At 66.6% G+C, this 25949-nt stretch carries 24 protein-coding genes and 1 pseudogene; 13 read left to right on the forward strand and 12 right to left on the reverse strand.

The genetic code is table 11. The features are described from left to right. Positions 1-19: 19 nt before the first annotated feature. From ACXAJT_RS24080 to ACXAJT_RS24095, 4 genes are all read right to left on the reverse strand, one after another. Entirely contained in the window at positions 20-1519 is a 1500-nt protein-coding gene (locus tag ACXAJT_RS24080) for a tripartite tricarboxylate transporter permease (protein WP_475240235.1), read from the reverse strand. Positions 1520-1541: 22 nt separating this feature from the next. Beyond that, complete coding sequence (locus ACXAJT_RS24085) at positions 1542-2042, reverse strand: tripartite tricarboxylate transporter TctB family protein (RefSeq protein WP_475240237.1); 501 nt, start codon at positions 2040-2042, stop codon at positions 1542-1544. Positions 2043-2104: 62 nt separating this feature from the next. Beyond that, positions 2105-3055, reverse strand: coding sequence for a tripartite tricarboxylate transporter substrate binding protein (locus tag ACXAJT_RS24090; protein WP_475240239.1), 951 nt, complete (start codon positions 3053-3055; stop codon positions 2105-2107). Between the two features lie 73 nt (positions 3056-3128). Then, positions 3129-4529: an NAD(P)H-dependent oxidoreductase gene (locus ACXAJT_RS24095; RefSeq protein ID WP_475240242.1), complete on the reverse strand. Its 1401-nt coding sequence runs from the start codon at positions 4527-4529 to the stop codon at positions 3129-3131. A gap of 182 nt (positions 4530-4711) precedes the next feature. On the opposite strand from ACXAJT_RS24095, the gene ACXAJT_RS24100 reads away from it, so the two are divergent. Next, positions 4712-5398 (forward strand): GntR family transcriptional regulator, encoded by a 687-nt coding sequence (locus ACXAJT_RS24100; RefSeq protein ID WP_475240244.1) that lies wholly within the window; start codon positions 4712-4714, stop codon positions 5396-5398. A 307-nt stretch (positions 5399-5705) separates the two neighbouring features. Here ACXAJT_RS24100 and ACXAJT_RS24105 read toward each other — a convergent pair whose 3' ends face one another. Genes ACXAJT_RS24105 through ACXAJT_RS24115 form a run of 3 tightly spaced genes read right to left on the reverse strand, consistent with a single transcriptional unit; the run spans position 5706 to position 9170 of the window. Next, positions 5706-6695: a membrane dipeptidase gene (locus ACXAJT_RS24105; protein ID WP_475240246.1), complete on the reverse strand. Its 990-nt coding sequence runs from the start codon at positions 6693-6695 to the stop codon at positions 5706-5708. 55 nt (positions 6696-6750) lie between these two features. Beyond that, positions 6751-8181, reverse strand: coding sequence for an NAD(P)-binding domain-containing protein (locus tag ACXAJT_RS24110; protein ID WP_475240249.1), 1431 nt, complete (start codon positions 8179-8181; stop codon positions 6751-6753). 2 nt (positions 8182-8183) lie between these two features. Further along, the gene (locus ACXAJT_RS24115; protein ID WP_475240252.1) at positions 8184-9170 is read right to left on the reverse strand and encodes a LysR family transcriptional regulator; all 987 of its coding nucleotides are present in this window, start codon (positions 9168-9170) and stop codon (positions 8184-8186) included. A gap of 123 nt (positions 9171-9293) precedes the next feature. On the opposite strand from ACXAJT_RS24115, the gene ACXAJT_RS24120 reads away from it, so the two are divergent. From ACXAJT_RS24120 to ACXAJT_RS24140, 5 genes are read left to right on the forward strand one after another with little or no spacing between them, the layout of a single operon-like run. Continuing rightward, a complete protein-coding gene (locus ACXAJT_RS24120) occupies positions 9294-10289 on the forward strand; it encodes a TRAP transporter substrate-binding protein (RefSeq protein ID WP_475240255.1) in 996 nt (331 codons plus the stop codon). Between the two features lie 3 nt (positions 10290-10292). Next, positions 10293-10868 carry a TRAP transporter small permease gene (locus ACXAJT_RS24125; protein ID WP_475240257.1) on the forward strand — a complete coding sequence of 192 codons (576 nt, stop codon included), beginning with the start codon at positions 10293-10295 and terminating at the stop codon, positions 10866-10868. Further along, positions 10865-12154, forward strand: coding sequence for a TRAP transporter large permease (locus ACXAJT_RS24130; RefSeq protein ID WP_475240260.1), 1290 nt, complete (start codon positions 10865-10867; stop codon positions 12152-12154). Before ACXAJT_RS24125 ends, ACXAJT_RS24130 begins: the two co-directional genes overlap by 4 nt. Positions 12155-12168: 14 nt before the next feature. Beyond that, positions 12169-12660 (forward strand): esterase, encoded by a 492-nt coding sequence (locus ACXAJT_RS24135; RefSeq protein ID WP_475240262.1) that lies wholly within the window; start codon positions 12169-12171, stop codon positions 12658-12660. Continuing rightward, positions 12657-13244, forward strand: a complete 588-nt coding sequence (locus ACXAJT_RS24140) for a peroxidase-related enzyme (RefSeq protein WP_475240264.1) — start codon at positions 12657-12659, stop codon at positions 13242-13244. The genes ACXAJT_RS24135 and ACXAJT_RS24140 overlap by 4 nt, the downstream gene beginning before the upstream one ends. Before the next feature lie 39 nt (positions 13245-13283). On the opposite strand, the gene ACXAJT_RS24145 is transcribed toward ACXAJT_RS24140, so the two are convergent. Next, positions 13284-14045, reverse strand: a complete 762-nt coding sequence (locus ACXAJT_RS24145; RefSeq protein ID WP_475240267.1) for a FadR/GntR family transcriptional regulator — start codon at positions 14043-14045, stop codon at positions 13284-13286. 213 nt (positions 14046-14258) lie between these two features. Here ACXAJT_RS24145 and ACXAJT_RS24150 point away from each other — a divergent pair, with 213 nt between their 5' ends. Both ACXAJT_RS24150 and ACXAJT_RS24155 read left to right on the forward strand, forming a co-directional pair. Further along, positions 14259-15407 (forward strand): mandelate racemase family protein, encoded by a 1149-nt coding sequence (locus tag ACXAJT_RS24150; protein WP_475240269.1) that lies wholly within the window; start codon positions 14259-14261, stop codon positions 15405-15407. A 37-nt stretch (positions 15408-15444) separates the two neighbouring features. Further along, positions 15445-17034: an ABC transporter substrate-binding protein gene (locus ACXAJT_RS24155; protein ID WP_475240271.1), complete on the forward strand. Its 1590-nt coding sequence runs from the start codon at positions 15445-15447 to the stop codon at positions 17032-17034. 366 nt (positions 17035-17400) lie between these two features. Here the strand turns inward: ACXAJT_RS24155 and ACXAJT_RS24160 are convergent, their stop codons facing one another. The 4 genes from ACXAJT_RS24160 to ACXAJT_RS24175 are packed head-to-tail and all read right to left on the reverse strand — an operon-like array spanning position 17401 to position 20918. Further along, complete coding sequence (locus ACXAJT_RS24160; RefSeq protein ID WP_475240274.1) at positions 17401-18147, reverse strand: ABC transporter ATP-binding protein; 747 nt, start codon at positions 18145-18147, stop codon at positions 17401-17403. After that, entirely contained in the window at positions 18144-18989 is an 846-nt protein-coding gene (locus ACXAJT_RS24165) for an ABC transporter ATP-binding protein (protein ID WP_475240276.1), read from the reverse strand. Before ACXAJT_RS24165 ends, ACXAJT_RS24160 begins: the two co-directional genes overlap by 4 nt. A 4-nt stretch (positions 18990-18993) precedes the next feature. Continuing rightward, the gene (locus tag ACXAJT_RS24170) at positions 18994-19896 is read right to left on the reverse strand and encodes an ABC transporter permease (protein WP_475240278.1); all 903 of its coding nucleotides are present in this window, start codon (positions 19894-19896) and stop codon (positions 18994-18996) included. Beyond that, a complete protein-coding gene (locus ACXAJT_RS24175; RefSeq protein WP_475240280.1) occupies positions 19893-20918 on the reverse strand; it encodes an ABC transporter permease in 1026 nt (341 codons plus the stop codon). The genes ACXAJT_RS24170 and ACXAJT_RS24175 overlap by 4 nt, the downstream gene beginning before the upstream one ends. Before the next feature lie 353 nt (positions 20919-21271). On the opposite strand from ACXAJT_RS24175, the gene ACXAJT_RS24180 reads away from it, so the two are divergent. The 5 genes and pseudogenes from ACXAJT_RS24180 (at position 21272) to ACXAJT_RS24200 (ending at position 25897) form a co-directional block, all read left to right on the forward strand. Next, on the forward strand, positions 21272-21946 hold the full coding sequence (locus tag ACXAJT_RS24180; RefSeq protein ID WP_475240281.1) for a response regulator transcription factor: 675 nt from the start codon (positions 21272-21274) through the stop codon (positions 21944-21946). Positions 21947-22013: 67 nt separating this feature from the next. Continuing rightward, a pseudogene (locus ACXAJT_RS24185) lies at positions 22014-22421 on the forward strand (sensor histidine kinase N-terminal domain-containing protein); the annotation flags it as partial. A 540-nt stretch (positions 22422-22961) separates the two neighbouring features. Then, positions 22962-23735 (forward strand): sensor histidine kinase, encoded by a 774-nt coding sequence (locus ACXAJT_RS24190; protein ID WP_475240309.1) that lies wholly within the window; start codon positions 22962-22964, stop codon positions 23733-23735. A gap of 12 nt (positions 23736-23747) precedes the next feature. Then, positions 23748-24374 carry an ABC transporter substrate-binding protein gene (locus tag ACXAJT_RS24195; protein WP_475240283.1) on the forward strand — a complete coding sequence of 209 codons (627 nt, stop codon included), beginning with the start codon at positions 23748-23750 and terminating at the stop codon, positions 24372-24374. Positions 24375-24538: 164 nt separating this feature from the next. Next, on the forward strand, positions 24539-25897 hold the full coding sequence (locus ACXAJT_RS24200) for a CitMHS family transporter (protein WP_475240286.1): 1359 nt from the start codon (positions 24539-24541) through the stop codon (positions 25895-25897). Positions 25898-25949: the final 52 nt, after the last annotated feature.

The raw sequence follows: 25949 nt of genomic DNA on the forward strand, positions 1-25949 counted from the left end.
CGGTTCGGGAGGTCAGGAGTTAGGCGTCGCGGGTCTGCGCGCCGCGCGCGCGGCGGCTCCGGATCATCGGCATGATCACCGTGAAAACCACGAGCAGCAGCGCGACAGCCAGCAATACGGCGCTGAGCGGACGCTCGAGGAAGACCGACCAGTCGCCGCGCGACATGGCCAGCGACCGGCGCAGCTCGCTTTCGGCGATCGGGCCGAGCACCACGCCGAGGATGATCGCCACCAGCGGGAAGCCCACTTTCTCGAGCAGGAAGCCCGCGATGCCGAAGCCGAGCATCAGCCAGACATCCATCATCGAGTTCTGCACCGAGTAGGTGCCGACGATGCAGCAGATCACGATGATCGGGCCAAGCGCCGAATAGGGCACGTCGAGCAGTTTCGACAGCAGCGCGATGAACGGCTTGGAGAAGATCAGGATAAGCACGTTGACGATCAGCAGGCCGACAAAGACCGCGTAGATCAGATCGGTGTTGCCGCTCATGAAGGTCGGCCCCGGTGTCAGCCCGTGCACGATGAAGGCGCCGAGGATCACCGCCGTGGTGCCCGAGCCGGGAATGCCGAGCGCAAACAGCGGCACAAGCGCGCCCATCGCCGCGGCATTGTTCGCGGCCTCGGGGGCGGCGACGCCCTCCGGGGCTCCGCGACCGAACTGGCGGCGGTCCTTCGACCAGCGCACGGTCTCGCTGTAGGCCACCATCGCCGCGGTCGAGGCGCCGATGCCCGGCAGGATGCCGATGGCGGTGCCCAGCACCGAGGAGCGCAGGATGGCGCTGCGGATCTGGCGGATCACCGGCCAGTCGAAGATACGGATGCGGAAGCTCTTGGTGGCAAGGTGAATGTCGCCCTCTTGGCTGCGCTTGAGCACCTCGGAGATGGCGAAGAGGCCGATGATCACCGGGATCAGATTGACGCCGCTCATCAGGGTCAGGCTGCCGAAGGTGAAGCGCTGCGTGCCGGTCAGCGGGTCGAGCCCGACCGAGGCGATGATCAGACCGATGCACACGCCGATGATCCCCATGATCAGGTTGCCGCCCAGCGAGGCAACCACCGTCAGGCCAAGCACCGCCAGCGCGAAGAACTCCGGCGAGGAAAACTGCAGGGCGATGTCGGCCAGCAGCGGCGTCGCGACGATCAGCACCACGGTTCCGACCACACCGCCAAGCGCGGACGACAGGATGCCGATCCCCAAGGCCTTGCCGGCCTCGCCCTTCTGGGTCATCGGGTAGCCGTCGATCGCGGTCATCACCGCCTCCGGCGTACCCGGCGCGCGGTAGAGAATGGCGGTGATCAGACCGGAGAACACGCTCGAGGCATAGATCGCCGTCAGCAGCATGAAGGCCCCGGTGGGCTCCATCGAGTAGGTCACCGGCAGCAGGATGACCACGAGGATCACACCGCTGATCCCCGGCAGGGCGCCGCCAACGAAGCCGATCAGCACGGCCGAGGCCAGGATCAGCAGGTTGATCGGCTGCAGGACGACTCCGAAGCCGCCCATCAAATCGCTAAGCATCTGATATCCTTTCAGGCGCGTGCTATGGCAGCGGGATGTTCAGCAGGCGGTCGAAGACCACGCTGACGATGAGCACCGCGATGACCGTATTGAGGCAGATGCGCAGCGGGCGGCGCTCGCCGAGGGTCAGCGTCATGGCCAGGGCAAAGATCGCGGTGGCGATCAGATAGCCGGTGTAGCCCATCAGGATCGAGTAGCCGAGCGTCAGCCCAAAGACGACCAGATGCCGCCAGCGCGCGCCGGTGGGCGCATCGCGTTGCACGTCGGCATCAACCTCGGCATCCGCCGCATCGCTCTGGTCCGCGTCGGCCTCGCCGGTGAACTGCTGCGGCCCCTTGGCCCAAAGCAGCCCGACCATGACAACGACCAGACCCAGCATCAAAAGCAGCACGCCAAGCGGCCACGTCCGCGGCCCTACGAGGGTCGAAACCTCTTGGCTGCCGGGAAACTGCATGGCTTGCCAGAGAAACCCAAGACCGGCGAGGAAGATGACCCCCGCAAAAGTGTATAATCTAATCGTCATCCGAAGGCTCTCAGCTGTTCCAATCCGCAAGGGGCGCCCGCCGAAGCGGGCGCCGCCACCGATCAGTTGTCGGCCAGAAGGTCTTCGAAGAACGCGAGGTTCTTTTCAAGCTCCGCGCGGTATTCCTCGCTGCCCAGCCAGCCGGGACGCACGTCGAGGAAGGTGCGGGCGGCGTAGGCCTGATAATCCTCGGAGTTGAAGATGTCCTCGAACACCGCCTCGATCGCACCGATGGTTTCCGGCGGGGTCTGCGCGCTGATGAAGACGCCACGCTCGTTGCCGAAGGTCAGATCCCAGCCGTTCTCGACCGTGGTCGGGATGTCCGGATAGGCCTCGAGCCGATCTTCGGCCAGCGCCAGAACCGGCATCATCTCGCCCGATTCCATATAGCCCTGGATCGCGCTGATCTCGTTGAACATGCCGTCGATGTTGCCGCTCAGCAGGTTCGCCGAGGCCGCGCCTTCATTGTCGTAAGGGATGAAGTTCAGATCGAGGCCTGCGGCCTCGTTGAGCCCGAGAAAGGCCATGCGGTCGACGCTGGCGGCATGGGTGCCGCCGATGATCAGCTCGCCCGGCGTTTCTTCGGCAGCCGCCATGAAGGCTTCGAAGCTGTCGTATTTCTCGGGGTTCACCACCAGCATCAGCACGTCCGACTGCATCCGTGCCACCGGGGTCAGCATGTCGAGCCCGATCGGGTTCTGCCCGGCGGCGCGGCTGGTGATCAGTGTCGAGGAGGCGAACTCGATCGACTCGCCGTTCGGCTCTGCGGTCGCGGTGCGCTGGTGCGCCATGGCGCCCGAGGCGGCAGGCAGGTTGACGATGGTGACATTGGTGTCGAGCCGCTCTTCCAGCATCGGCTGGACGGTGCGGGCGAAGTTGTCGGTGCCACCGCCGGCGCCTGCGGCGACGAAGGCGGTGATCTGTTCGGGCTGGTAGCTGTCCTGCGCGGCGGCAGCGCCTGCGACGAGGGCGAACGCGGTGGCGGTCGCGAAGGTGCGGTAAGTGAAGTCCATGGTTTCCTCCCTATGGTTTGAACGTGTCGTTCCTCGGACCGGCGCCGCGGCGCCGGGGTGATCTGGATCGGGGTCAGGCAGAGAGCCGCGCTTGCTCGAAGCGCTGGTCCTGCTCTTCTCGAAGCTTCAAAAGCTCGCTGCCCGGATCGAGCTGCAAATCGCCCATGCGGATCAGTTCGCCGGCCTTGACGTCACGCGCCAGCGTGCAGTTCGACGCGATGTAAAACGGCGCCGGGGACTGCGGCGTCAGCCGGGTTCCGGGCAGCATCCGCGACGACACGCCGTCGATGGAATGGTGATGCCCGCCCATGGTCAGCTGCGCGGCCGCCGGAAAATCGCGATCGGCATGAGCCACGAGGTCCACATGGTGCCCCGGTTGCGCGGCCCCCGAGGAGACGCCCTTCAGGCCCACCTCGAAAATCGTCGTGGCGGCTTCCATCCCCAGCAAGTGGCGCGGAATGAAGATCATCGCGGTCTCGCCGGTGCGACTGACAAGGTGCCCCTTGCCGCGCAGCAGGTCCCAGGTCTCGTCATGACGGCAGTGCACGACGACGAAGACGCCGCCCGCAAAGCTGATCTCGCCCGGCTCGCGCAGACAGTGGAACACGTCCAGCACGCCCGAAGACGACAGGATGCCCCCCTGCCCCGTCTCGCAGAGCATCGTCGCCACCTCGTCGATCCGGGCGATCGGGCAATGCAGGTCGGGGCGGTCCGGCAGCATCGCGCAATGGTTCGCAACGAGGGTCATCTCGCACAGGTCCGGCACCGCGCGCTGCGGCAGCATCGAGGTGGCTGCGGCGCGCCGTGCGACCATATCCGCACAATCGGCATCGCCAAGCCGCTCGAGACCGGCGAAGTCGGGCACCTCGGTGACGCGGCCATCGACGGTCATCGTGCCGGCCTCGCGGTCGTAGACGAAATCGTACTCGCTGGACTTACCCGCAGCGACGATCTCTAGCCCCAGCACCTCGGCCCAGGTGATCAGCCCGATGAGCAGGCTTGGCTGGTCGCCGTCCACCGGCGAGACGATGACGCCGCGCTCGCGCGCCTTTGCGGCAAGCCCCGGCCCCACCACGCTGTCGACTTCTTTCGACACCATGGCCACGTGGCAGCCCTTCTCGATGGCAATGCGGGCGTGGCGCGCGCCGACCTCGGGCGAACCCGTGGCCTCGACCACCACCGACACCGGCAGGTCCGCGACCACTTCGAAATCTCCGGCGGCAATGAAAGCCCCCTCGTCCCAGGCCTGCCGCGCCGCCGCCGCGTCGCTGCATTCGCGAATTTCTGCGGCGTCGATACCAACCGACCGCAGGCTTTCGGCCGCAATCGCCGCGTCGCGATCAACCGCAACGCGCACGGACATGCCGGGCACCACCAGCCCCTGAGCGAGGAAACTGCGCCCGAAGCCGCCGGTGCCGATGATGCTGCACTCGACGCGGCGCGTTCCGCGGTCAAAATAGCTGTGGTGATTCATGCGTTCCTCCAACCCGGATCGACCCCTACGTTGCTTTGCATGCAATGTAAGGAATTTTTGCCATCCTAGGTGAGAATGGCGTCGATTTCCGTATCTGTTGCATGCAATAAATGACGCGTCAAACCCAATCTTCATTTTTTGGTCACGCCGTGCGAATTTTTGCATGCAATCGGAGGAGCCCTATGACCCGTAAACCCGCAGAGCCGCCACGCGGCACCAGATCCGCCTTCGTGACCCAGCAGGTCCGCGACATGATCACCAGCGGTGAACTGGAGGCCGGCAGCCGCATCAACGAAAGGGTCCTGGTCGAAAAGCTCAATATTTCGCGCACGCCGCTGCGCGAGGCCTTCAAGATCCTAGAAGGCGAAGGGCTGATTTCCATCCGCCCCAACGCCGGCGCGACGGTGGTCACCTTGTCGACCGAGGACGTCGAAGCGTCGATCGAGGTGCTGATCGGGCTGGAGAGCATCGCCGCGGAGCGCGCCGCCCTGCATGCAACCGAGGCCGACTTCAAAGAGCTGGTGTCGCTGCAGGAGCAGATGACCAACGCCTGGCGCGATGGCGAGCTGATGAGCTACTTCCACTTCAACCAGACAATCCACCAAAAGATCGTCGACGCCGCCCGCAATCCGGCGCTCAGCCGCGTCTACGCCAGCGAATCCGCCCGCATCCGCCGCTTCCGCTTCGCCGGCAACCGCGATGGCGACCGCTGGGCCCGCGCGGTGCGTGAACACGAGCAAATCCTCGACGCCTTGGTGCGGCGCGAAGGGCCGCTGCTGCGCGAAATCCTGCGCGCGCACCACCTTTCGGGCTGGCGCGCCGCACGGCGGGCCCTCGACGGGCTGATGTCGCTCTCCGCTGAGGACTGAACGCGGCGCGCGCGCAATCCGCCCCAGAGCCCGGTCTGCCTGCTAGTCCGGCGGCGGAAAGGTTTGATGGCGTGGACCGAAAGGGGCGCTGTTCGACCTGGCGCGCACCTCTTGCGCGGAAACAGACGGTTCGAGCGGCGGTCTGAGCGGGCGGCCTGGGCCGCCCTCCCGAGGGGTCGTTGCTGGCGAAGCGCGACGTGATCGTCAGTCTCACTTGGCACGGCCAAGGCCGCTAGGAGCCTCGTTGCACGATGTGGTCGCGCGCGGGGCCGCCATGGTATTTGAGGGCGGCCCGCTGCGCGGCCTCTCAGGCCCAGGTCTGCTCGAACATCCGCATCCAGTTGCCGCCGAGCACCTTGCCGATGCGCTCGGGGCTCCAGCCGCGACGGATCATTTCGGCGGTCAGATTGGGGAATTCGTCGTTGCGGCGGATGCCCTCGGGCTTGGTGATCTTGGCCGAACCGAACTCGGTGAGCGTGCGGCCGGTGCCCTTGTCCTTGTTGGCCCAGAGCAGCCACGGGCCGGGGCGGGCGCGGTTGTGGTTGAAGTCGGTGCCGATCGCCACGTGATCTTCGCCGACCAGATCCATCGTGTACTCCATCGCGTCGATGACATCCGCGACCGTCGCGTCGTTGCCCTTGGCCAGACCCGGCGCAAAGAGCGAGGTGCCGATCACGCCGCCCTTTTCGGCGCAGGCCTTGAACACTTCGTCGGGCTTGTTGCGGGGCACGTCGCGCAGACCGCGCGGCAGGCAGTGGGTGATCGCCACCGGCTTTTTCGAATGCGCGATGGTGTCGAGCGAGGTCTGGATGCCGACGTGGCTCAGGTCGATCATGATCCCCGCCTCGCCCATCGCGTCCACCGCCTCGCGGCCAAAACCGGTCAGCCCGCTGTCTTTCTCCTCGAGGTAGCCCGCGCCGAAGAAGTTCTGCGTGTTGTATGTCAGCTGCATGATGTTGACCCCGAGATCCTTGAAGATCGCGAAGTAGTCGAGCCGATCCTCGACCGGCGAGGTGTTCTGCCAGCCGAAGATGATGCCCACCTTGCCCTCTGCCTTGGCCCGCTCGATGTCTGCCAGCGTCTTCACCGGCATGGCGATGTCGGCGTTTTCGGCCAGCTTCTGCTTCCACATGATGACGTAATCCATGCCGCCGCGGAAGTTCTCCCACAGCACGGAGGAGGCCGAGATCGCGGTGACCCCGCCCTTCTGCGCCTCGAGCAGCAGCTCGCGGTTGAAGTCCGAGCATTGCAGGGCGTCGATGACAAGGGATTTGGAATGCAGGTCGCTGTCAGTCACGGGAGGTGTCCTTGGATCGGTGGAGATGTCGGTTGGAGAGCGCGGCGGGATGGCGTCAGGCGGTGACGGCCATGTCGGAGGGCAGCCATTCCTCGCCGGTCATGTCGGGCGTGTCGAAGGCGCGGAAGCGCTCGAGGTGCCGGTCGGCGTCTTCGGCGAAGAGCGAGCGTACCAGACCAGACGCCAGACGCCGCGCGCCTTCGCTGGCCGAGGGGATGCCCGATGTCACCTTGCCGTGGCTCGGCACAGCGGCATAGGCAAAGCAGGTCAGCCGCGCCAACGCCGGGCAGGCACCGGGGATTTTCTCCTCGAAGCTGAAATCGTCTCCAAGGTGCGGATGCGCGGCAAGAACCGGGTTCTGCGCCGCCCGGTCTGCGCCCACCACATCGCCCCATGTGCGGATGTGCGGGGCAAAGGCCGACAGCTCCGGGCGCTCATCCAGCGCCACGCCGAAGCCGGTGGCAAAGATCGCCACATCGGCCTCGATCACACCCTTGGGCGTGGTCACGCGGAGGCCGCCCGCGGTTTCCTCGACCTTCTCGACGGCGGCTCCGAGGTGCAGATGGGCGTGGGCATGGCGCGCGACGCGCTCGACCGAGTGTTTCGGCGGCGGCACCGGGAAGCGGTCGCCTTCGTCCATCAGGTCCCACTTTGCCTCATCAGGCAGGCCGACGTAGCCGGCGGTCATCCCGCGCGAGCCGGTGCCGGTGAACTTGTCGATGACCGGGATCGCGGCGCGGCGCACCAGCAAGTCCATGCGGGCGCAGCCCGCTTCCAGCGCGGTGGCGGCGTTGTCCATGGCCGAGGCGCCCGCCCCCACCACGATTACCCGCTTGCCCGCCAGCTCCGAGACGTCGAACTCATCCGCCGAGTGATAGACCTTGCCACGCGGCAGCCCGCGCGCCGCCGCCGGCAGACGCGGTGCACCAAGCGCGTCGAGCCCGGTGGCGAGCACGACGCGGCGGGCCAGCACCTCGCCTTGCGCGGTGGTCAGCCGGAACAGCGTACCTTCGGGCGTGATCGCGGACACCTCGCAATCGTTGACCACATCGGCACCGGTCATCTCGCGGTACCAGATCATGTAGTCCATCCACATCTCGCGCGGGGCGAGGTCCATCTCGTCCCAAGCCTCGGTGCCCCATTGCGCCTCGAACCACGCGCGGAAAGTCAGCGCCGGAATGCCGAGGGCGGGGCCGGCGGCCTCCTTGACGGTGCGCAGCGTCTCCATCCGGGCATAAGTGATCCACGGCCCCTCGCGGTCCTTCGGCGCACGATCGAAGAGACGAACCTTGAACACCCCTTCCATCGCCAGCGCGGCATTCGCGGCGAGCCCGCAGAGCCCCGCCCCGATGATCGCCACGTCGAGCACCTCTTCCCCGGCGGGGCCCGTGGTCTGCGGCATCCAGGCCTTCGGCGGCAGGTTCAGCAGGCTGCGTTGCCGGGCCAATTCGGCTTCCAGGGCGGGAAGGCCAATGGGTGCAGTCATGGTCACGTCCTCATCAGGTTTCCGACCCGTTTCAGCAGGTCCGGGTCCTGCGGGTCTTGGAAGTTGCAATCGGGAATGATGCCTTGGCAGGCGGTGCGGAAGGCCTCGACAAAGCGCATCTGCGACGGCGCGAAGGCACGGTCGGCGGCACTGAAGAGGCCCCAGAAATAGGGAATATCGGTCGAGATCGGCAGCACGGTCACGCCGCGGACCGGGATTCCGAAGGCGGTCACCGGGTCGACCAGCGCAATGCCAAGCCCGGAGCGCGCGGCCATCATCGCGTTGAGCGACGAGTTGGTCGAGAGCGTCTGCGCCGGGCGCACCCGCTCGGCCTCGAGCGCGAGATCAATGGAATGGCGAATGCGGTAGGCATTGCCCACGGTGATCAGCCGGGCGCCATCGAGCCGCGAGAGCGGCAGGGGCGCGGCGCTGTTCAGGTCCGCTTCGGGCGCAGACTCAGAGACCACGGCCACCAGACGGGATTCGCAGATCACATGCCGTTCGAGCCCCATGTGATCCAGCGGATAGGCTGCCACGCCGAAATCCGAGGTGCGGCTGCGCACCGCGCGGACGACATGCTCGGCGCTCATCGTCTGCAGGTCCATGTGATCGGGCAGTTCATCCCCCAGAGCCTGCAGCGACGGCCCTATGAGCCCGCCAGCCATGGTCGGCGTTGCAGCGATATCAAGCGACGGCAACCGCTCTTCTCGGATCGCCTCGGCACGCCCGCGAACCTGCCGCAGACCCGCGATAACCCGTTGCACTTCTTCATGGAATCGCAGCCCGCGATCGGTCGGAGAAATGCGCGGGCCATTGCGATGAAACAATTGAAAGCCGACCTCGGCCTCCAGATCGCGGACCAGCCGGGTCACCGCCGGCTGCCCGACCCCAAGCTTGCGCGCGGCACCGGTCATCGAGCCGCAGGACATGGCGGCTTCGAAGGCTTCAAGCGCCCGGACGTCGAAAATCCTATCATTCTCTCTTGACATGATGGCCTCATCATTATCCAAAATGTGCATACTGACAAGCCTAGAATGCGCGTCCGAAATAATCGCTCCGAAGCGCGGCGCCCCGCCTGCGCACCGCTCGAATTGCACAACAGGAGATCACCCATGTCCTTCCTTGCCCGCCTCGCCGGCACCGCGGTCCTCGCCACCGCCGCCCTGCCGCTGCACGCCGAAACCTGGCGCCTCAGCTCGATGATGACCCCCGACAGCTTCGAGGGGCAGACCTATCAGCGCTTCGCGGATCTGGTTGAGGAGTACACCGACGGCGACATCGAGGTGCGCATCTACCCCAACGAACAGATCGGATCGATGGACTCGGTGGTCGAACAGCTGAGCCAAGGCGTCATCCAACTGGCCCCCTCGGCGATCTCGTTCATGTCGCGCTGGGAAGAGGGCATCAACTTCGCCGTCGCCCCGTTCCTGTTCGACGATTACGACCACTGGGCCAACTTCATCAACGGCGAGCTGTTCCAGTCGTGGCTCGGCACCGTCGAGGAAGAGGCGAACATCACCATTCTCGGCAGCATCCCCGACATGCCGCGCGGCTCGTTCCGCACGCTGCTGTCCAACGAGCCGGTGGAAACCGCGGCGGACATCGAAGGCCTGAAGCTGCGCCAGTACCAGAACGACCTGATCATTGACGCCTGGACCCACCTTGGCGCCGAAGTGCGGGTGCTGCCGTGGGGCGAAGTCTATGACGGCGTGAACCGTGGCATCGTCGATGCCGTGACCTCGCCCGCCGAGTCGATCGAGTCGATGCGCTTTTACGAAGTGGCGCCGAACATCATCCGCACCGACGAATACCCGCAGGCGGTGTCTTGGATGATGAACCAGAACGCCTGGGAAGCTCTCAGCGCCGAGCAGCAGGACGCGATGACCCGCGCCCACGAAGAGGCCGCCGCCTATGGCCGCGAGCTTCTGGCCGAGCAGGCCGCCTCGCTGCAGGCCGACCTCGAGGCGCAGGACGGCGTCAGCGTGAACTTCGACTTCGACAACGGCCCGCTGGTCGAGAAGATGCAGGCGTTCTACGCCGATCTCGACAGTGCCGGCGAGCTGCCCGATGGCCTGCTCGACGCGGTCGAAGCGGCGCGCGGCGAGTAATCCATGAAGCCTGCCCGGGACACCTCCTCCACACCCGGCACCGGCCCTCGCGGGCCGGTCGCCGGGCTGAACGCCGCTCTCGACGGGATCGCGCAGCTCTTCAAGGTGCTGGCGACGCTCTGCCTTGCCGTGATGGTCGGGCTCAACCTGTTCAACGTCATTTCGCGATCCGCCTTCGGCGTCGCCTACGGCTGGATCTTCAGCTGGACGCTGCTGCTGTTCGTGTGGATGCTGCTTCTGGGCCTCTTCGTTTACGTCCGCCAGCGCCGTGACGTGGTGGTGGACATCTTCGTCACCCGGCTGCCGTCGCTGCCGAAGCGCATCGCCGCGCTGTTTGCCTGCGCGGTGGGCGCGGCGGTCATGCTGGCGATCTTGCGCGGCGCACCGGCGCTGCTGTCGATGCAGAGCGCCAAGATGGATGGCATCGACCTGCCGATCTACGTGCGCTCGATGCCGCTCTTCGTCTCTGCAGGGCTGGTACTGGCGCATTTCGTGCTCGATTTCTTCTCGATCGCCACCGGGGCCCGTGCCGCCTTTCCCAAGCAGACCGACCCGGTGGAACAAGGAGCCGTTGAATGACCCTCGGATTCATCGTGATCGGCGGGTTCATCCTGCTGATGCTGCTTGGCGTGCCGGTCACCATGGCGATCGGCGCCGGCTCCATCGCCGGGCTCTACTGGGCTGGCTTCGGCGACATGTCGATGGTCGTGCCGCAGCAGATCCTCGACGGCGCGGCCAAGCCCGCGCTGCTGGCCATCCCCTTCTTCATCCTCGCCGGCAACCTGATGAACGCCATTGGGCTGACCGACCGGATCTTCAATTTCTGCCTCGCCCTCGTCGGCCACTTCCGGGCCGGTCTGGCCTATGTCAACGTCATCGCTTCGCTGCTCTTCGCCGGGGTCTCGGGCGCGGCCACAGCCGACATTGCAGGCCTCGGCCAGCTTGAGGTGAAGGCGATGCGCGCGCGGGGTTACAAGCCCGAGTTCGCCGCCGCGCTGACCGTCGCCACCTCGCTCGTTGGCCCGATCGTGCCGCCCTCGATCAGCCTGATCGTCTACGCGTGGCTGGCCAATGAATCCGTCGCCCGGCTGTTCCTCGCAGGCGTGGTGCCCGGCATTCTGGTGGCGCTGAGCTTCATTCTCTACATCCGCACCGTCGCGCAGTGGGTTGAAATGCCGCGTGAGCCGCGCGCCAGCTGCTCCGACATCCGCCGCGCCGCGGTCGAGGGTCTGCCAGCGCTCGTCGCGCCGGGCATCATCCTTGGCGCCATCGTCTTCGGTTTCGCCACCGCCACAGAGGCCGGGGTGATCGCCTGCGGCTACTCGATCCTGATCGGCCTGTTCTACCGCTCGCTGTCGTTCAAGGGGGTGTGGGACGCGCTGGTGGAAAGCGCGGTGCTGTCGTCGCTGATCATGCTGATCATCGGCTTTTCGCAGATCATGGGCTGGCTCTTTGCCTTCGAGCAGGTGCCGCAGGCCTTCGCCTCGGGCATCCTCGAGACGATCAGCCAACGCTGGGTGTTCCTGACCTTCACCATTGTGCTGCTGGTGCTGATCGGCTGCTTCATGGAAGCCTCGCCGGCCAAGATCATCCTGCTGCCGCTGCTGCTGCCCGCCGCCGACGCGTTTGGCATCGACCGGGTGCAGTTCGGCATGATCATCACGCTGGCACTGCTGCTGGGCATCGCGACGCCGCCGCTCGGCGTCGGGCTCTACCTGATGTCGGCGGTGTCGGGCGTGCGCTTCGAACGCCTCGCCGTGGCGATCCTGCCGCTGATGATCCCGCCGGTCCTGGTGCTGATCCTGATCGCGGGGTTCCCGCAGATCACGCTCTGGCTGCCGGATCTGGTGATGGGGCCGCAATGACCAAGGACTTCGCCATGACACCGCCCCCCCGCACCGCCGACGCGATGGACCGCGCAGCCGGACTCGATCCCGAGGGCGAGGTCTTCGCCCTGCGCGGGCAGCGTCCGGAGTATGTGACCGGCGCCGAAGCCTGCCGTACCTCGGTGCTCGCGCCGGAAGATGACCTCGGCCTCGCACCTCCGCTGCGCGCCGCCATCGCCCGGCGCGTGGCGCTGAGCGCAGGCAACGACGCGCTGCTGGCGGGCTACGCCCTGCCCGACGACCCAGCGCTCGCAGCGCTGGCCACCGGCGAGACGCCCACCGACCCGCTGCAGCGCGCCCTGGCCGTTCATGCGGACATGATCGCCAGCGATCCGGGCAAATCCGGCCCCGGGCACCTGCAGGCGCTGCTGGACGCCGGGCTGAGCGTGCCGCAGGTGATCGCCTTGTCGGAACTTCTGGCCTATGTGTGCTTTCAGATCCGCGTCGCGCACGGGCTTTCGCTGCTTGAGGAGGTCTGCGCATGACCACGCCGAACGGCGACCCCCGCACACCGCCCCGCATCCGCCTGAAGGCACTGAAGTGGTCGCCGCACATGCCGCCCGTCGAGGTGGAGGATGCCACGCCCGCCCAGCTTGAGGCGATGAAGGTGACCCCCTCGGCCAAGAAGGTCTCACCCTATGTGCGGACGCTTGCGCATGATCCCGAAAGCTACGTTGCGCGAACCACGCTGTTCAACGCGATCATGTACGCCGAGGGCGGCCTGCCCCGCGCCGACCGCGAGCTTGGCGCGCTTGGCGCCTCGCTGGTCAACGGCTGCCAGTATTGCGCCAACGTCCACGCCCGCCAACACCACAAGCTTTCCGGCTCGTCCGCGCTGATCGCGGCGCTCTGGACCGCGCAGCCCGAGACGCTCTCGGAGCGAGATCAGGCCATCCTTGCGCTGGCAGAGAGCCTGACCCAGACCCCGCCGACCGCCACCACGGCGCATATCGAGCGCCTGAAGGCCAGCGGAATGGAGCCGTTCGAGATCGTCGATCTGATCCACTCCATCGCGATCTTCGGCTGGGCCAACCGCTTGATGCACCCGCTGGGCCACTCCGACACCTAGGACGCGGCGACTCGCGCAGGAAAGCGCAACCGGCTCCGGTCAGCTACCGCCTCTGCGCAGCAGATCGCGGTAACGGCCAAGGCTGCCTTCGAGATGCGCCGTCATGGCGCTCTCGGCGCGGTCGGGCGCACCGTCGATGATCGCGTCGACGATCTGCGCGTGTTCCTGTACCAGATCCGGGTTGGGGGCGTAGGCGCGCGGCGTGCCGCTATTGCCCGCCTCCAGTTCGACCCGCGGCACGATCCCCGGACGGATCAGCGCGAGAAACTCCGGAAACCGTTTGTTCTGCGTCGCCCGCGCGATCGCATAGTGAAAGGCGAAATCCGCCTCGCGGGTATTGCCGCCGTCTTCGATGGCCTTTGCCACAGCGGCGTGGGCGGCAAGGATTTCCTCGATCTGCTGCGCCGAGCGCCGCGCGGCAGCAAGACCGGCGGCGCGGATCTCGAAGGCCGAGCGCAGTTCGAAAAGCTCGATGACACCCGACAGCCGCTCCATGTCGAGATCGGCGAAGGGTTGTGCCCGCCGCGCCTGCGCCGGGTCGAGCGCAAAGACGCCGGACCCTTTGCGCGCCTCGACCAGCCCCTCTGACCGCAGCAGGCCGAGCGCCTCGCGCACCACGGTGCGGCTGACCGAATGGGTGCGGGTCAGTTCGGACTCGCTGGGCAACCGGTCTCCGGGGCGGAAACGGCCGGTCTCGATCTCGCGGCGCAGCCCCGCGGCGATCATCTCGGCCCTTGTGCGGGCCGGATTCGCGTCCGAAGGCTGCGCCGTCGGGTCAAAAAGAGCATTCACATCGACCATCTCATCCCGCCTGCGGATTTCTGTACAACAGGAAGCCTACCGGCATTCGGGCGCAGGATACCAGAGAAATCAGCTTCGAAGCGGCCCCCTTCGCCGCGACTGGCGCAAATCTGTCGCAAAATCCGTTGACCGGTCGCGCGTATATGTCATACGTTCCTGTCATACAGATTTGCCGCGCTGCTTTTGTGCCCCGCGGAAAGGAGGAGACCACCCGTGATCATCACCGACGTGTCCGTGCGCGTGTTCCGCCACAAGACCCGCCGCCATTCCGACAGCGCGGGCCACGCCCACCCCGGCCCCGAGCACGACGTGCAGCAGGCCATCGTGACCATCCGCAGCGAGGACGGGGTCGAAGGCCATTCCTTTTGCCCGCCCGAGGTGGCACGCCCGCATGTCATCGACAAATACGTCAAGAAGGTGCTGATCGGGCAGGACCACCGCGACCGCGAACGGATGTGGCAGGACCTCGCGCATTGGCAGCGTGGCTCGGCGGCGCAACTCACCGACCGCACGCTGGCGGTGATCGATTGCGCGCTGTGGGATCTGGCCGGTCGCACGCTGAACCAGCCGGTCTACAAGCTGATCGGCGGCTATCGCGATAAGGTGCTGGCCTATGGCTCTATCATGTGCGGAGACGAGATCGAAGGCGGGCTCGCCACGCCCGAGGATTACGGGCGCTTTGCCGAGGCGCTGGTGGCGCGCGGCTACAAGGGCATCAAGCTGCACACATGGATGCCCCCCGTAAGCTGGGCGCCGGACGTGAAGATGGATCTGAAGGCCTGCGCCGCGGTGCGCGAGGCGGTCGGCTCCGACATCGCGCTGATGATCGACGCCTTCCACTGGTACAAGCGCACCGAGGCGCTGGAGCTGGGCCGCGGGCTGGAGAAGCTGGATTTCGCGTGGATCGAGGAGCCGATGGACGAACAGTCCATGTCCTCCTACCGCTGGCTGACCGAGAACCTCGACATTCCCGTGGTCGGCCCGGAAAGCGCGGCGGGCAAGCACTGGCACCGCGCCGAATGGATCACCTCGGGCGCCTGCGACATCCTGCGCACCGGGGTCAACGACGTCGGCGGCATCACCCCGGCGCTGAAGACCATGCATCTGGCCGAGGCCTTCGGCATGGAATGCGAGGTGCATGGCAACACCGCGATGAACCTGCACGTCGTCGCCGCCGCCAAGAACTGCAAGTGGTACGAGCGCGGGCTGCTGCACCCGTTCCTCGAATACGACGACGGGCTCGACTATCTCAACACGCTGTCCGACCCGATGGACCGCGATGGCTATGTCCATGTGCCCGACCGCCCCGGTCTGGGCGAGGACATCAACTTCGAGCTGATCGAAAACAACCGCGTCTGCTGAACCGGCGCGGGTCTCTAGAACTTTGGGAGGAGAACCTATGAGACATTTCCTGACGGGCGCGGCGCTTTCGGCGCTGCTGGCGGGGGCGAGCCCGGCGCTGGCCGAAACCCCCGACGACCAGTTGATCGTCGCTTTCACCATGACCAATGTGCTGACCATGGACCCCGCCGCGATCACCGGTGGCGAGGCGGTGCAGGTGCTCAACAACGTGTACGATGCGCTGGTCGCGCTCGACCCCGAAACCAAGGAACTGATGCCGCGGCTCGCGGAAAGCTGGGAGATCGGCGAGGACAACCGCACGATCACCTTCGATCTGCGCGAAGACGCCACCTTTGCCTCGGGCAACCCGGTGACGGCGGCAGACGTGAAATACAGCTTTGATCGGGTGATGACGCTCGGCCAGTCGCAATCCTCGGGGCTCAACTCGCGCGGTTTCACCGCCGAAGGCGTGGATGAGCAGTTTCAGGTGATCGACGAGCATACCTTCCGCATGGTGATGCCCGAGGCGGGCGACCCCAAGATGATCCTGATGTATATCTCGCAGGCGGGCGTCGGCTCGATCCTCGACAGCAAGCTGGTCGAGGAACATGCGGGCGATGATCAGGGACAGGCGTGGCTGACCAACAATTCGGCGGGCTCGGGGGCGTTCACCCTTGGCCAGTGGCGGGCGAACGAATACGTGATCCTGACCCGCAACGAGGAGTTCTGGGGCGAGGCGCCAGAGATGAAGCGGGTGCTGATGCGCCACCTGCCGGAAAGCCAGAGCCAGCGGCTCGGGCTGCAGCAGGGCGATATCGATGTGGGCTTCAGCGTTGCCGCGCCCGACCTGCGCGCGCTGGAAGAGGATGCGGCGATCACCGTCGAGACCGTGCCGAGCGCTGGCTTCTACTATCTCGCCGCCTCGACCGCCGACGAAAAGTTCTCCAACCCCAAGGTCCGCGAGGCGCTGCGCTACCTGATCGACTACAAGGGTATCAATGGCGCGATCATGCCCTACTTCGGGGTCGAGCGGCAGCGCCCGATCAACAGCAGTGCCTTCTCGTCGCTGCCCGATCCGGGCTACGAGCTTGACGTGGAGAAGGCCAAGGCGCTGCTCGCCGAGGCGGGCTTCCCCGATGGCTTCGACACCACGCTGCGGGTGATCTCGACGCAGCAGTTCCTCGACAGCGCGACGGCCATTCAGGGCACGCTGGCGCAGGCCGGGATCAATGCCGAGATCATCACCGGCGACGGCGGGCAGATCTATGGCGCGATGCGCGAGCGGCAGTTCGAACTGCTGGTCGGGCGCGGCGGCGGTGGCCAGCAGCCGCACCCCGACAGCAATCTGCGCGCATTGGTCTACAACCCCGACAACAGCGACGAGGCGGGGCTGACCAACTACCAAAGCTGGCGCACCTCCTATCAGGACGCCGAGTTGAACGGGCTGATCGAAAGCGCGTTGGTGGAGCGCGACGCCGACGCGCAGATCGCCCAGTACGAGCAGATCCAGCAGATGATCGACGACAAGGTGACCTCGATCCAGCCGTTCTCGGAACGGGTGGTCACGGCGGCCTTTCAGGACGACGTATCGGGGGTGATCATCGACCCTTGGGTGTCGCGCTTCGAAGACGTGGTGAAGGCGCGCTGAGCGCAGATACATCGCAGACTGAGAGGGCGCATCCCACGGGATGTGCCTTTTCCGTGGGGCGGACCTTGGCACGACGACAACCGGGCGAACGCCGGCCCGTGGGAGGGCGCACAGGCCCCGGAGGTCCGCGCTTTACATTGGCCAAATCCGCAAGCCCTCGATCACCGCGCGAGAAGGACAAAGCGCCCGGCGGCTTCGCCTTTGCTCCGTGCGGATCAGTACCTTGCCCCAGCAGCCTCGCCCGCTTGCTCTGAGCTAATCTTCAGGACCGGCAGGAAACCTTCCCATAACTGCCTACGCCTCAAAGAAAAACCCCTTCCGGCCACACGGCAGGAAGGGGGCGTCGTGCTGCCGGTAAAGGTGCCGCTAGGCCGCACCCTCATAGGTCAGGCTCGCGGCGATCAGCTCCTGCGCGTAGGGATGCCGGGCCGAGCCGTCGAGAATGGCCTCGCGCGGCAGCACCTCGACAATGTCCCCGGCCTTCATCACCGCGAAGCGGTCGCACATGTGGTCAATCACCGCCAGGTCGTGACTCACCATCACGTAGGTAAAGCCCTTCTCCTCGCGCAGCCGCACCAGCAGGTTGAGGATCTCGGCCTGCACCGACACGTCCAGCGCCGAGGTCGGCTCGTCGAGCAGCAGCACCTCGGGCTCGAGGATCAGCGCGCGGGCGATCGCCACTCGCTGCCGCTGCCCGCCCGAAAGCTGATGCGGGTAACGGTCGAGGAACTCCACCGGCAGGCCGACGTCGCGCATCGCCTGCGCCAAGCGCCGCTCGGCATCGTCCAGCCCGTGGATTTTCAGCGGCTCCGACAGCGTGGTGCGCACCGAGTGTCGCGGATGCAACGAGCCGTAGGGATCCTGAAACACCATCTGCAGCGTCCGGCAGCGTTCCATCAGCCCCATCTCGCGCACCGACCGGCCGCCGACCTTGGCGTCGCCGCTCCACGAGCCGAGCAGCATCGAGGCACAGCGCAGGATCGTAGATTTGCCCGAGCCGCTTTCGCCGACGAGGCCGAAGCACTCGCCGGAAGCCACGTCGAAACTCACCTCCGGCAGGATCGTCACCGCCCCGAAGCGGATCGACATCTTCTCTATGCTCAGCGGCTTCATGCGGGGGCCTCCATGGTCCAGGACGGGTCGCGCTGCAGCACCGGCAGCGGTGCGCGCGCGCCGCCGATGCGCGGCTGCGCGGCCAGCAGGCCGCGGGTGTAGGGATGGGTGGCGCGGTCAAGTTCGCGGGCGTCCAGCGTCTCGACCACCCGGCCCGCGTACATGATCAGCACCCGGTCGCAGAAGTTGCGCACGAGGTTGAGATCGTGGCTGATCATGATCAGCCCGATGCCGCGCTGCTTCACCAGATCGTCGAGGATCTTCAGCACCTGCAACCGCACCGTGACGTCCAGCGCCGAGGTCGGCTCGTCGGCGATCACCAGATCGGGGTCGGTGAGCAGCATCATGGCGATCATGATGCGCTGGCCCATGCCGCCCGACACCTCGTGCGGGTATAGATCATAGACCCGCTGAGGATCGCGGATCTGCACCGCCGCCAGCATCTCCTCCGCCTTGGCGCGCGCCGCGCGCTTCGAGCAGCGCACATGGGTGCGATAGGCCTCGGCCACCTGATCGCCGCAGCGGCGGATCGGATTGAGCGAGTACTTGGGATCCTGCAGGATCATCGACATCCGCGCGCCGCGCAGCTTCAGCATCTGCGCCTCGGAGGCGCGCAGCAGGTCCACTTCTTCAAAGCGCATGGTGTCGGCGCGCAGCTCGGCGTCAGGCAACAGCTGCATGATCGCGCGGCCGACGGTGGACTTGCCAGAGCCGCTTTCGCCGACAATGCCGAGGCGTTCGCGCCCGAGGCTGAAACTGACGCCGCGCACCGCCGCCTCGTCGGCGCCGGGATAGCGCAGCGACAGATTGCGGACGTCGAGAATGGGATCGCTGGTTGTCATCACCTCACCTCTTCATCATCTGTTTCGGGTCAAGCGCGTCGCGCAGCCCGTCGCCCAGCAGGTTGAACGCAAGGCTCACCGACAGGATCGCGAGGCCGGGGAAGGTCACCAGCCACCAGCTGTCGATCATGTAGCGCCGGCCGGTGGCGATCATCGCGCCCCATTCCGGCATCGGCGGCTGCGCCCCGAGGCCAAGGAAGCCGAGCCCCGCCGCCGTCAGGATCACCGTCGCCATGTTCAGCGTCAGGCGGATCAGCACCGAGGGCAGGCACATGGGCACGATGCTCTTCCAGATAATCCGCGCCGGGCTGGCGCCCTGCAGCCGCGCCGCCGCGATGTAATCGGCACTGCGGAAGGTCATGGTCTCGGCCCGCGCCAGCCGTGCGATCGGCGGCCAGGCGGTCAGCGAGATGGCGATGATCGCGTTGTTGAGGCTTGGCCCCAGCGCCGCGACAAAGGCCAGCGACAGGATCAGCGAGGGGAACGACAGGAAGATGTCGGTCACCCGCATCAGCACCACGTCGGTCTTGCCGCCGAAGTAGCCCGCCACCGTGCCCACCAGCAGGCCCAGCGGCCCGACGACGATGGTCACCAGAAAGATGATCGTCAGGGTGATGCGCGCGCCGTGAACCAGCCGCGAGAAGATGTCGCGCCCCAGTTCGTCGGTGCCGAAGAGATGCGCGGCGTCGGGCGGTGCCAGCGTGTTGGTCAGATCCTGCAAATACGGATCATGCGTGGCGATGAGCGGCGCGAAGAGCGCGGTGAGGATCAGCGCCGCCAGCACCAGCAGGCCGAAAGCCGAGGTCGGGGTCTTGGCAAGGAAGCGCACAATGTTCCCGGCGGCGATCAGCGATTGCGGCATCCGGCGGCGGGTCTTGGCCGCGGGAGTGGTCTCGGACATGGTCATCGGGTCCTCGGATCGAAGATGCGGTACAGCAGATCGGACAGAATATTCAGTGCGATGAAGATCACGCCGACGATCAGCACGCAGGTCATCACCGCATTCATGTCGCCGATCAGCAGGTTGGAGGTCAGGTATTGGCCAAAACCGGGCCAGGCGAAGACCGTCTCGATCAGCACCGCGCCTTCCAGAAGCGCGCCATAGGCCAGCGCCACGATGGTCACCAGCTGCACGCGGATGTTGCCGAAGGCATGGCGCCAGACGGTCTGGCGGCGGCTCAGGCCCTTCACCCGCGCGGTGGTCACATATTCCTGCCCAAGCTGGTCGAGCATGAAGCTGCGGGTCATCCGGGTGATATAGGCCGACGACGAATACCCCAGCAAAGAGGCCGGCAGCACGATGTGGTTGAGCGCCGAGCGGAACACCTCCCATTCCCCGGCGATGGCGCTGTCGATCAGCAGGAAGTTGGTCCTCTCCGGCACGAGACCGATGTAGAACTGGCTCATCCGCCCCGAGCCGCCGACCCAGCCAAGCCCGGCGTAAAAGATCAGAAGCCCGATCATCCCGGTCCAGAAGATCGGCATCGAATGGCCCATCAGGCTGAAAACGCGGATCAACTGGTCCTGCCAGCGGTCCTTCTTTACCGCCGCCATCACGCCAAGCGGAACGCCGACCCCGGCGCCAAAGAGAATGGCAAAGGTCGCCAGCTCGATGGTGGCGGGCAGCACGTGGAGGATGTCTTGCAGCACGGGCTGCCCGGTGCGGATCGAGGTGCCGAAGTCAAAAGTCGCCACATCGCGCAGATAGACAATGAACTGCTCCCACATCGGCCGGTCGAGGCCAAGCTGGCGATAGACCGTCTCATAAACCTCGCGCGTCGCGTCCTCGCCGACAATGGCGCGAACCGGATCGGCGGGCATGATGCGCCCGATCACGAATGTCAGGATCAGCAGGCCAAACAGGGTGACAAGTATCGATCCCCCCTGCCCTGCCAGCGCCGCCCATCGGCGGCGGGTGTCGTAGGTCATGCCAGCTCCTCCTCCTTGATCCGGCACAGGGCGTCGGACGCCCGTATGATGTGCGACAAACCTGTTATACAGGATGGCGCTTGTCAAGCTCGGTGACGCCGAGCGAACGCCCGCCGCCCAAGAAACTCCGTGGACTCGGTGCTGGCGCGGCCCGAACCCACGCCGAAGTGATCAGCCCGACCTCGCTGCGCTGCCGCGGGCCACCGCACATGATCGGCCAGTGATTTCCCGTTGTCCTCCGAACCGCCGGACTGCGGGCTTTGGATTGGACGACGCGGGTCCGGTTCGCGCCGCCCCGCCATCAGGGGGGAACGCCCATTGTTCCCGGCAGGCGGCTGTGGCTATGTCGCGCCATGCGTATCCTGCTTGTCGAAGATCACGAGGACTTTGCCGCCACCGTCGCCGAGCGGCTGCGCCGCGACGGCCATAGCGTCGACATCGAGGCCGACGGCAGCCGAGCTGCGGCGCTGCTGGACCACAAGGAGTTCGATCTCGTGCTGCTCGACGTGAACCTGCCCGGACGCAGCGGCTTTGAGATCCTGCGCGGGCTGCGGCTCGCGGGCGACGACACCCCCGTGCTCGTTCTCACCGCCCGCAGCGAGGTGGATGACCGCATCCTCGGGCTCGACACCGGGGCCGATGACTTTCTGGTCAAGCCGGTGGACCTTGGCGAACTGGCAGCGCGCTGCAGGATGCTTGGTCGCCGCCGCGCCGGGCGGGCGCAGAACATCGTGACCTGCGGCGGCTTTACCTACGACCGTGGCGCGCGCCGGACGACCTTCGAAGGCCGGGACATCATCCTGCCAGCGCGCGAGCTTCAGTTGCTGGAAATCTTCCTCGACCATCTCGGCAAGGTGCTGACCAAGGAAGAGGTGGCGCACCGGCTCTACACCTTCGACGAAGCGCCCAATCTCAATTCCATCGAACAGTTCGTCGCACGGCTCCGGCGCAAGCTGGAGGGAACGCCGCTTCGGCTACAGACCTTCCGCGGCCTCGGCTACATGGCGCGGCTCGATGATGACGCCTGAAACCGGCGCGGCGCGCGGCTCTCTGTCGCGCCGTCTGTTCCGCCTGCTCTGCGCGGGTGTCGGCGCGATGTACCTTCTGCTGCTGGCGCTGTCATATGCCGAGAGCGGGCTGCGCGCGGACCAGACCTACGACCGGCTGCTGCGCAGCGCGGCGCTTGCGATGCTGGAGCGGGTGCAGATGCGCCCGGATGACGCGGGCCGCCCGCAGGTCTGGCTCGACATGCCGGCTGCGGCCTTTGACACATTGGCCTTCGCCTCCGACGACCGGGTCTTCTACCGCGTGCGCAGCAGCACCGGAGAGGACATGACCGGTGATCCGCGCCTGCCGCTGCCCGAGGGGCCGGTGTCAGCCGACCCCCAAATGCGCACGGCGGAATGGTCGGGCGAGCCGGTCCGCTTTCTGGTGCAATCGCGGCCCCTGATGACCGAGCGCGGCGAGATATGGGTGACCTTGCAGCTTGGTCAGACACGCCTCGCACGCAACGCCGACGCGCTGCAGTCCTTTGGCTGGAGCGCTCTGACGTTGACCGCCGTGGCGCTGCTCTGCCTCGCGCTGGTGCCACTGGCGGCACGCCGGGCGCTGGCCCCGCTGCGCGACCTCAGCGGAGATCTGGGCGTGCGGGCTCCGGACAATCTCGCGCCGATCGAGGCGCCGTCCCCGAGGGAAGTGTCAGGGCTGATCACCGCGCTCAACGGGTTCATGTCCCGGCTCGCCGCGATGCACCGGCGCAGTGAGGGCTTCATCGCCGATGTGGCGCACCAGATGCGCACCGGGATCAACGCCATGGACGCCGAGCTTCAGATGGCCAGCGACGAAGAGACACCGGCAGCCGCCCGCGCGCGCCTTGCGCGGGCGCAATCGGCGCGGACGATGCGGCTGACCAACCAGCTTTTGTCGCATGCCATGGTGATCCACCGGGCCGACGCGCAACCGGCGCAGGCGCTCGACCCGCGTGCGCTGGTGCGCGAGGTGCTGGTCGACGTGCTGGCCGCGCCGCGCTTCGCCACTATGGAGATGTCTTTCGAGGACAGGCTGCCGGAGCCCGCGCCTTTGATCGCGGGGGATCCGGTCAGCCTGCGCGAGGCCCTGCGCAACCTGCTGGAAAACGCCGCCCAGCACGCGGGCGATACGGCCTCGGTGATCGTCTCTCTGGCGCCGGCAGCCAACGACCGGGTCGCGCTGAGCATGGCCGACGATGGCCCCGGACTGGCCGAGGCAGAGCGCCGACAGGTGCTCGAGCGCTTCCGCGCGCAGGGCCCGACCGGAGGCTCTGGCCTCGGGCTCGCGAGCGTCGCCGAGGTCGCAAAGGCACATGCCGCGGATCTGAGCATGGCCGAAGCGGCGACCGGCGGGCTGTCGGTGACGTTAACCCTGCCCATCATGCCAGATGACCGGCAGGCCGCGCCCTCACGGCGGCAGACTTTGCTTGGCATCGCCGCCGCGCCACTGGCGTTTGCCACCGCGCTGCCCGGCCCAGCCCGCGCCGCGCCGCCGCTGATCATCTGGTCGGCCACCGACGCCGAGATCATGGCGCCGGTTCTGGCCGCCTTCCGCGACGCACATCCGGGCATCCCGCTGCGCTACCGCGATTTCGACACGCAAGCGCTCTACCGCGCCACACGCGATGCAGGCACAGGCAGCGAGCGGCCGGATGTGGTGATCAGTCCGGCGCTCGACCTTCAGGTGCAACTGGTCAACCTTGGTCTGGCGCAGCGCCTTGACGCCATTCCCGCCCCTGCGGACCCGCGCATCGTCTGGCGCAACGAATTGTTCGGCTTCACCCTCTAGCCGGAGGTGATCGTGCTGAACCGGGCGGCGTTTGCCACGCTGCCGCGTCCGCGAAGCCATGCAGCGCTCGCCGATCTGATCCGCGACAATGCCGGTGTCTTCGCGGGCCGGCTCGGCGCCTATGACATCCGCCGCTCGGGCATCGGCTATCTGCTGGCGGCGCAATCGGCGGCGCTGGGGCCCGACTACACCCGCCTCACAGAGATCATGGGCCAGACCGGAACGCAGCTGCACCGGTCCACCGCAAGCATGGTGCGCGCGGTCGCCAGCAGCGAGTTGCTGCTGGCAACGGGCGTTCTGGGATCCTATGCGCAGGCCCTCGTGTCCGGCGACCCGCGGGCGGAGATCCTGCTCCTGAACGACTACAATCTTGCCGTGCCGCGTACGGCCTTCGTCACGCGGACCGCGGCCCAGCCACAGGCCGGGGCCACGTTTGTCCGGTTCCTGCTCTCCTCCGCCGGTCAGGGCGCGCTGGAGCGGGCGCCGGGGCTCGCACCGCTTGCGGGTCCCGATTGGCTGGACGCCAGCCAGCGCGACAGCCTTGTGACCCTGCACCCCGGGCCCGGCATGCTGTTGTGGCAGGACCGGATGAAGCGCGATGCGTTCCTTGCGGATTGGGCGCGGTCCATCACGCGGTGAGCCGCAAAATACAACCCCAAGAGGATATTTCTGACCCCCTGCTGACCGCGGCCTGACCTCAGCCTGACCAACCCGCCGCAACCCGGCGCGCGCTATGGACATTGGGGCGCACCAACCGCCAGTCCTCCCCCCGGTATCCAATGGTATCCTGAGGAGGAGAAGGTATGCTCGCATTCGCTGGACTTGTTATCGTCGTGGCCGTGGTCGCGCTGCTGCTGTCACGCCGCGCCTCGCCCATTGTGGCGCTGACGCTGGTACCGCTGGTCGGCCCCCTGCTCGCCGGGTTCGGCCCCGCCGAGATCAGCGAGTTCTTCCAGACCGGCATCGGGCGGGTCATGCAGGTGGCGACGATGTTCGTCTTCGCCATCGTCTTCTTCGGGGTGATGCAGGACACCGGGCTGTTCCGACCGATCATCAACGGGCTGATCCGGCTGACCGGCGGCAACGTGGTCTATGTGGCGATCGGCACGGCGCTGATCGGGGTCTGCGCGCATCTCGACGGCGCTGGCGCGACCACCTTTCTGCTCACCGTTCCGGCGCTGCTGCCGCTCTACGCGCGCCTCGGGATGAGCCGCTACCTTATGCTCATGCTGCTCGCAACCGGCGCGGGCATGGCCAATATGCTGCCCTGGGCCGGTCCCATTGGCCGCGCCGCCGCGGTGACGGGACTTGAAGTCACCGATCTGTGGCGCCCGCTGATCCCGGTGCAGCTGGCCGGCCTCGCGCTCTTGCTGGTGATCGCGGCGCTCTACGGCCTGCGCGAGAAGAAGCGCATCGCTGCGGCGGGCTCTGCCGAAGCGGCGATGGCAGCCGCCGACGGCACCAACCTTGAAGACGCGCACCACAGCCGCACCGAACTGGGTGTCTTTGAAGACGGGCACGAGCTTTCGGACCATGAGGCCGGGCTGCTGCGCCCGAAGCTGCTCTGGGTCAACGCCGCGATCTTCCTGAGCGTGATCGCGACGCTGGTCAGCGGCGTGCTTCCGGCGGCCTATGTCTTCATGATCGGGCTTGGGGTTCTGATGATCATCAACTACCCCGACGTGTCGATGCAGATGGACCGCATCCGCGCGCATGCGGATTCGGAGCTGCTGATGGGTGCGATCATCCTCGCCGCAGGCAGCTTTCTGGGCATCGTCGACGGCAGCGGCATGCTGCGCGCCATGGCCGAAGCCTTGGTCGGCGTGCTGCCCGACGGTGCGGTCGGAGCCCTGCACCTGCTGCTGGGTCTTGTGGCGCTGCCGATCGAGCTGATCCTTTCGACCGATGCCTATTACTTCGGGCTTCTGCCCATCGTGCTGCAGATCACCGAGCCAGCGGGCGTGGACGCCGCCTCGACCGTGCACGCGCTGGTCATCGGCAACATCGTGGGCACCTTCATCAGCCCGTTCTCGCCCGCGATGTGGCTGGCGCTGGGGCTCGCGCGCGCCGAGATCGGTCGCCACATCCGCTATTCGATCCTTACCATGTGGGTCTACTCGCTGATCCTGATGGGCGTGGGCTACCTGCTGGGCCTCTACTGATCGCAGCGGCCTCGGCCAGAGATGTCGGCGCCGAAATCGACGGCAGAAACGC

It is taken from the genome of Salipiger sp. ABF4_146 (genome assembly GCF_056161345.1).

What these genes read in the sequence shown, in the direction of transcription:
- ACXAJT_RS24080 (WP_475240235.1), bottom strand. Translation starts at nt 1,519, where the DNA reads ATGCTTAGCGATTTGATGGGCGGCTTCGGAGTCGTCCTGCAGCCGATC.
- ACXAJT_RS24085 (WP_475240237.1), bottom strand. Translation starts at nt 2,042, where the DNA reads ATGACGATTAGATTATACACTTTTGCGGGGGTCATCTTCCTCGCCGGT.
- ACXAJT_RS24090 (WP_475240239.1), bottom strand. Translation starts at nt 3,055, where the DNA reads ATGGACTTCACTTACCGCACCTTCGCGACCGCCACCGCGTTCGCCCTC.
- ACXAJT_RS24095 (WP_475240242.1), bottom strand. Translation starts at nt 4,529, where the DNA reads ATGAATCACCACAGCTATTTTGACCGCGGAACGCGCCGCGTCGAGTGC.
- ACXAJT_RS24100 (WP_475240244.1), top strand. Translation starts at nt 4,712, where the DNA reads ATGACCCGTAAACCCGCAGAGCCGCCACGCGGCACCAGATCCGCCTTC.
- ACXAJT_RS24110 (WP_475240249.1), bottom strand. Translation starts at nt 8,181, where the DNA reads ATGACTGCACCCATTGGCCTTCCCGCCCTGGAAGCCGAATTGGCCCGG.
- ACXAJT_RS24115 (WP_475240252.1), bottom strand. Translation starts at nt 9,170, where the DNA reads ATGTCAAGAGAGAATGATAGGATTTTCGACGTCCGGGCGCTTGAAGCC.
- ACXAJT_RS24120 (WP_475240255.1), top strand. Translation starts at nt 9,294, where the DNA reads ATGTCCTTCCTTGCCCGCCTCGCCGGCACCGCGGTCCTCGCCACCGCC.
- ACXAJT_RS24125 (WP_475240257.1), top strand. Translation starts at nt 10,293, where the DNA reads ATGAAGCCTGCCCGGGACACCTCCTCCACACCCGGCACCGGCCCTCGC.
- ACXAJT_RS24130 (WP_475240260.1), top strand. Translation starts at nt 10,865, where the DNA reads ATGACCCTCGGATTCATCGTGATCGGCGGGTTCATCCTGCTGATGCTG.
- ACXAJT_RS24135 (WP_475240262.1), top strand. Translation starts at nt 12,169, where the DNA reads ATGACACCGCCCCCCCGCACCGCCGACGCGATGGACCGCGCAGCCGGA.
- ACXAJT_RS24140 (WP_475240264.1), top strand. Translation starts at nt 12,657, where the DNA reads ATGACCACGCCGAACGGCGACCCCCGCACACCGCCCCGCATCCGCCTG.
- ACXAJT_RS24145 (WP_475240267.1), bottom strand. Translation starts at nt 14,045, where the DNA reads ATGGTCGATGTGAATGCTCTTTTTGACCCGACGGCGCAGCCTTCGGAC.
- ACXAJT_RS24155 (WP_475240271.1), top strand. Translation starts at nt 15,445, where the DNA reads ATGAGACATTTCCTGACGGGCGCGGCGCTTTCGGCGCTGCTGGCGGGG.
- ACXAJT_RS24160 (WP_475240274.1), bottom strand. Translation starts at nt 18,147, where the DNA reads ATGAAGCCGCTGAGCATAGAGAAGATGTCGATCCGCTTCGGGGCGGTG.
- ACXAJT_RS24165 (WP_475240276.1), bottom strand. Translation starts at nt 18,989, where the DNA reads ATGACAACCAGCGATCCCATTCTCGACGTCCGCAATCTGTCGCTGCGC.
- ACXAJT_RS24170 (WP_475240278.1), bottom strand. Translation starts at nt 19,896, where the DNA reads ATGACCATGTCCGAGACCACTCCCGCGGCCAAGACCCGCCGCCGGATG.
- ACXAJT_RS24175 (WP_475240280.1), bottom strand. Translation starts at nt 20,918, where the DNA reads ATGACCTACGACACCCGCCGCCGATGGGCGGCGCTGGCAGGGCAGGGG.
- ACXAJT_RS24180 (WP_475240281.1), top strand. Translation starts at nt 21,272, where the DNA reads ATGCGTATCCTGCTTGTCGAAGATCACGAGGACTTTGCCGCCACCGTC.
- ACXAJT_RS24190 (WP_475240309.1), top strand. Translation starts at nt 22,962, where the DNA reads ATGTCTTTCGAGGACAGGCTGCCGGAGCCCGCGCCTTTGATCGCGGGG.
- ACXAJT_RS24200 (WP_475240286.1), top strand. Translation starts at nt 24,539, where the DNA reads ATGCTCGCATTCGCTGGACTTGTTATCGTCGTGGCCGTGGTCGCGCTG.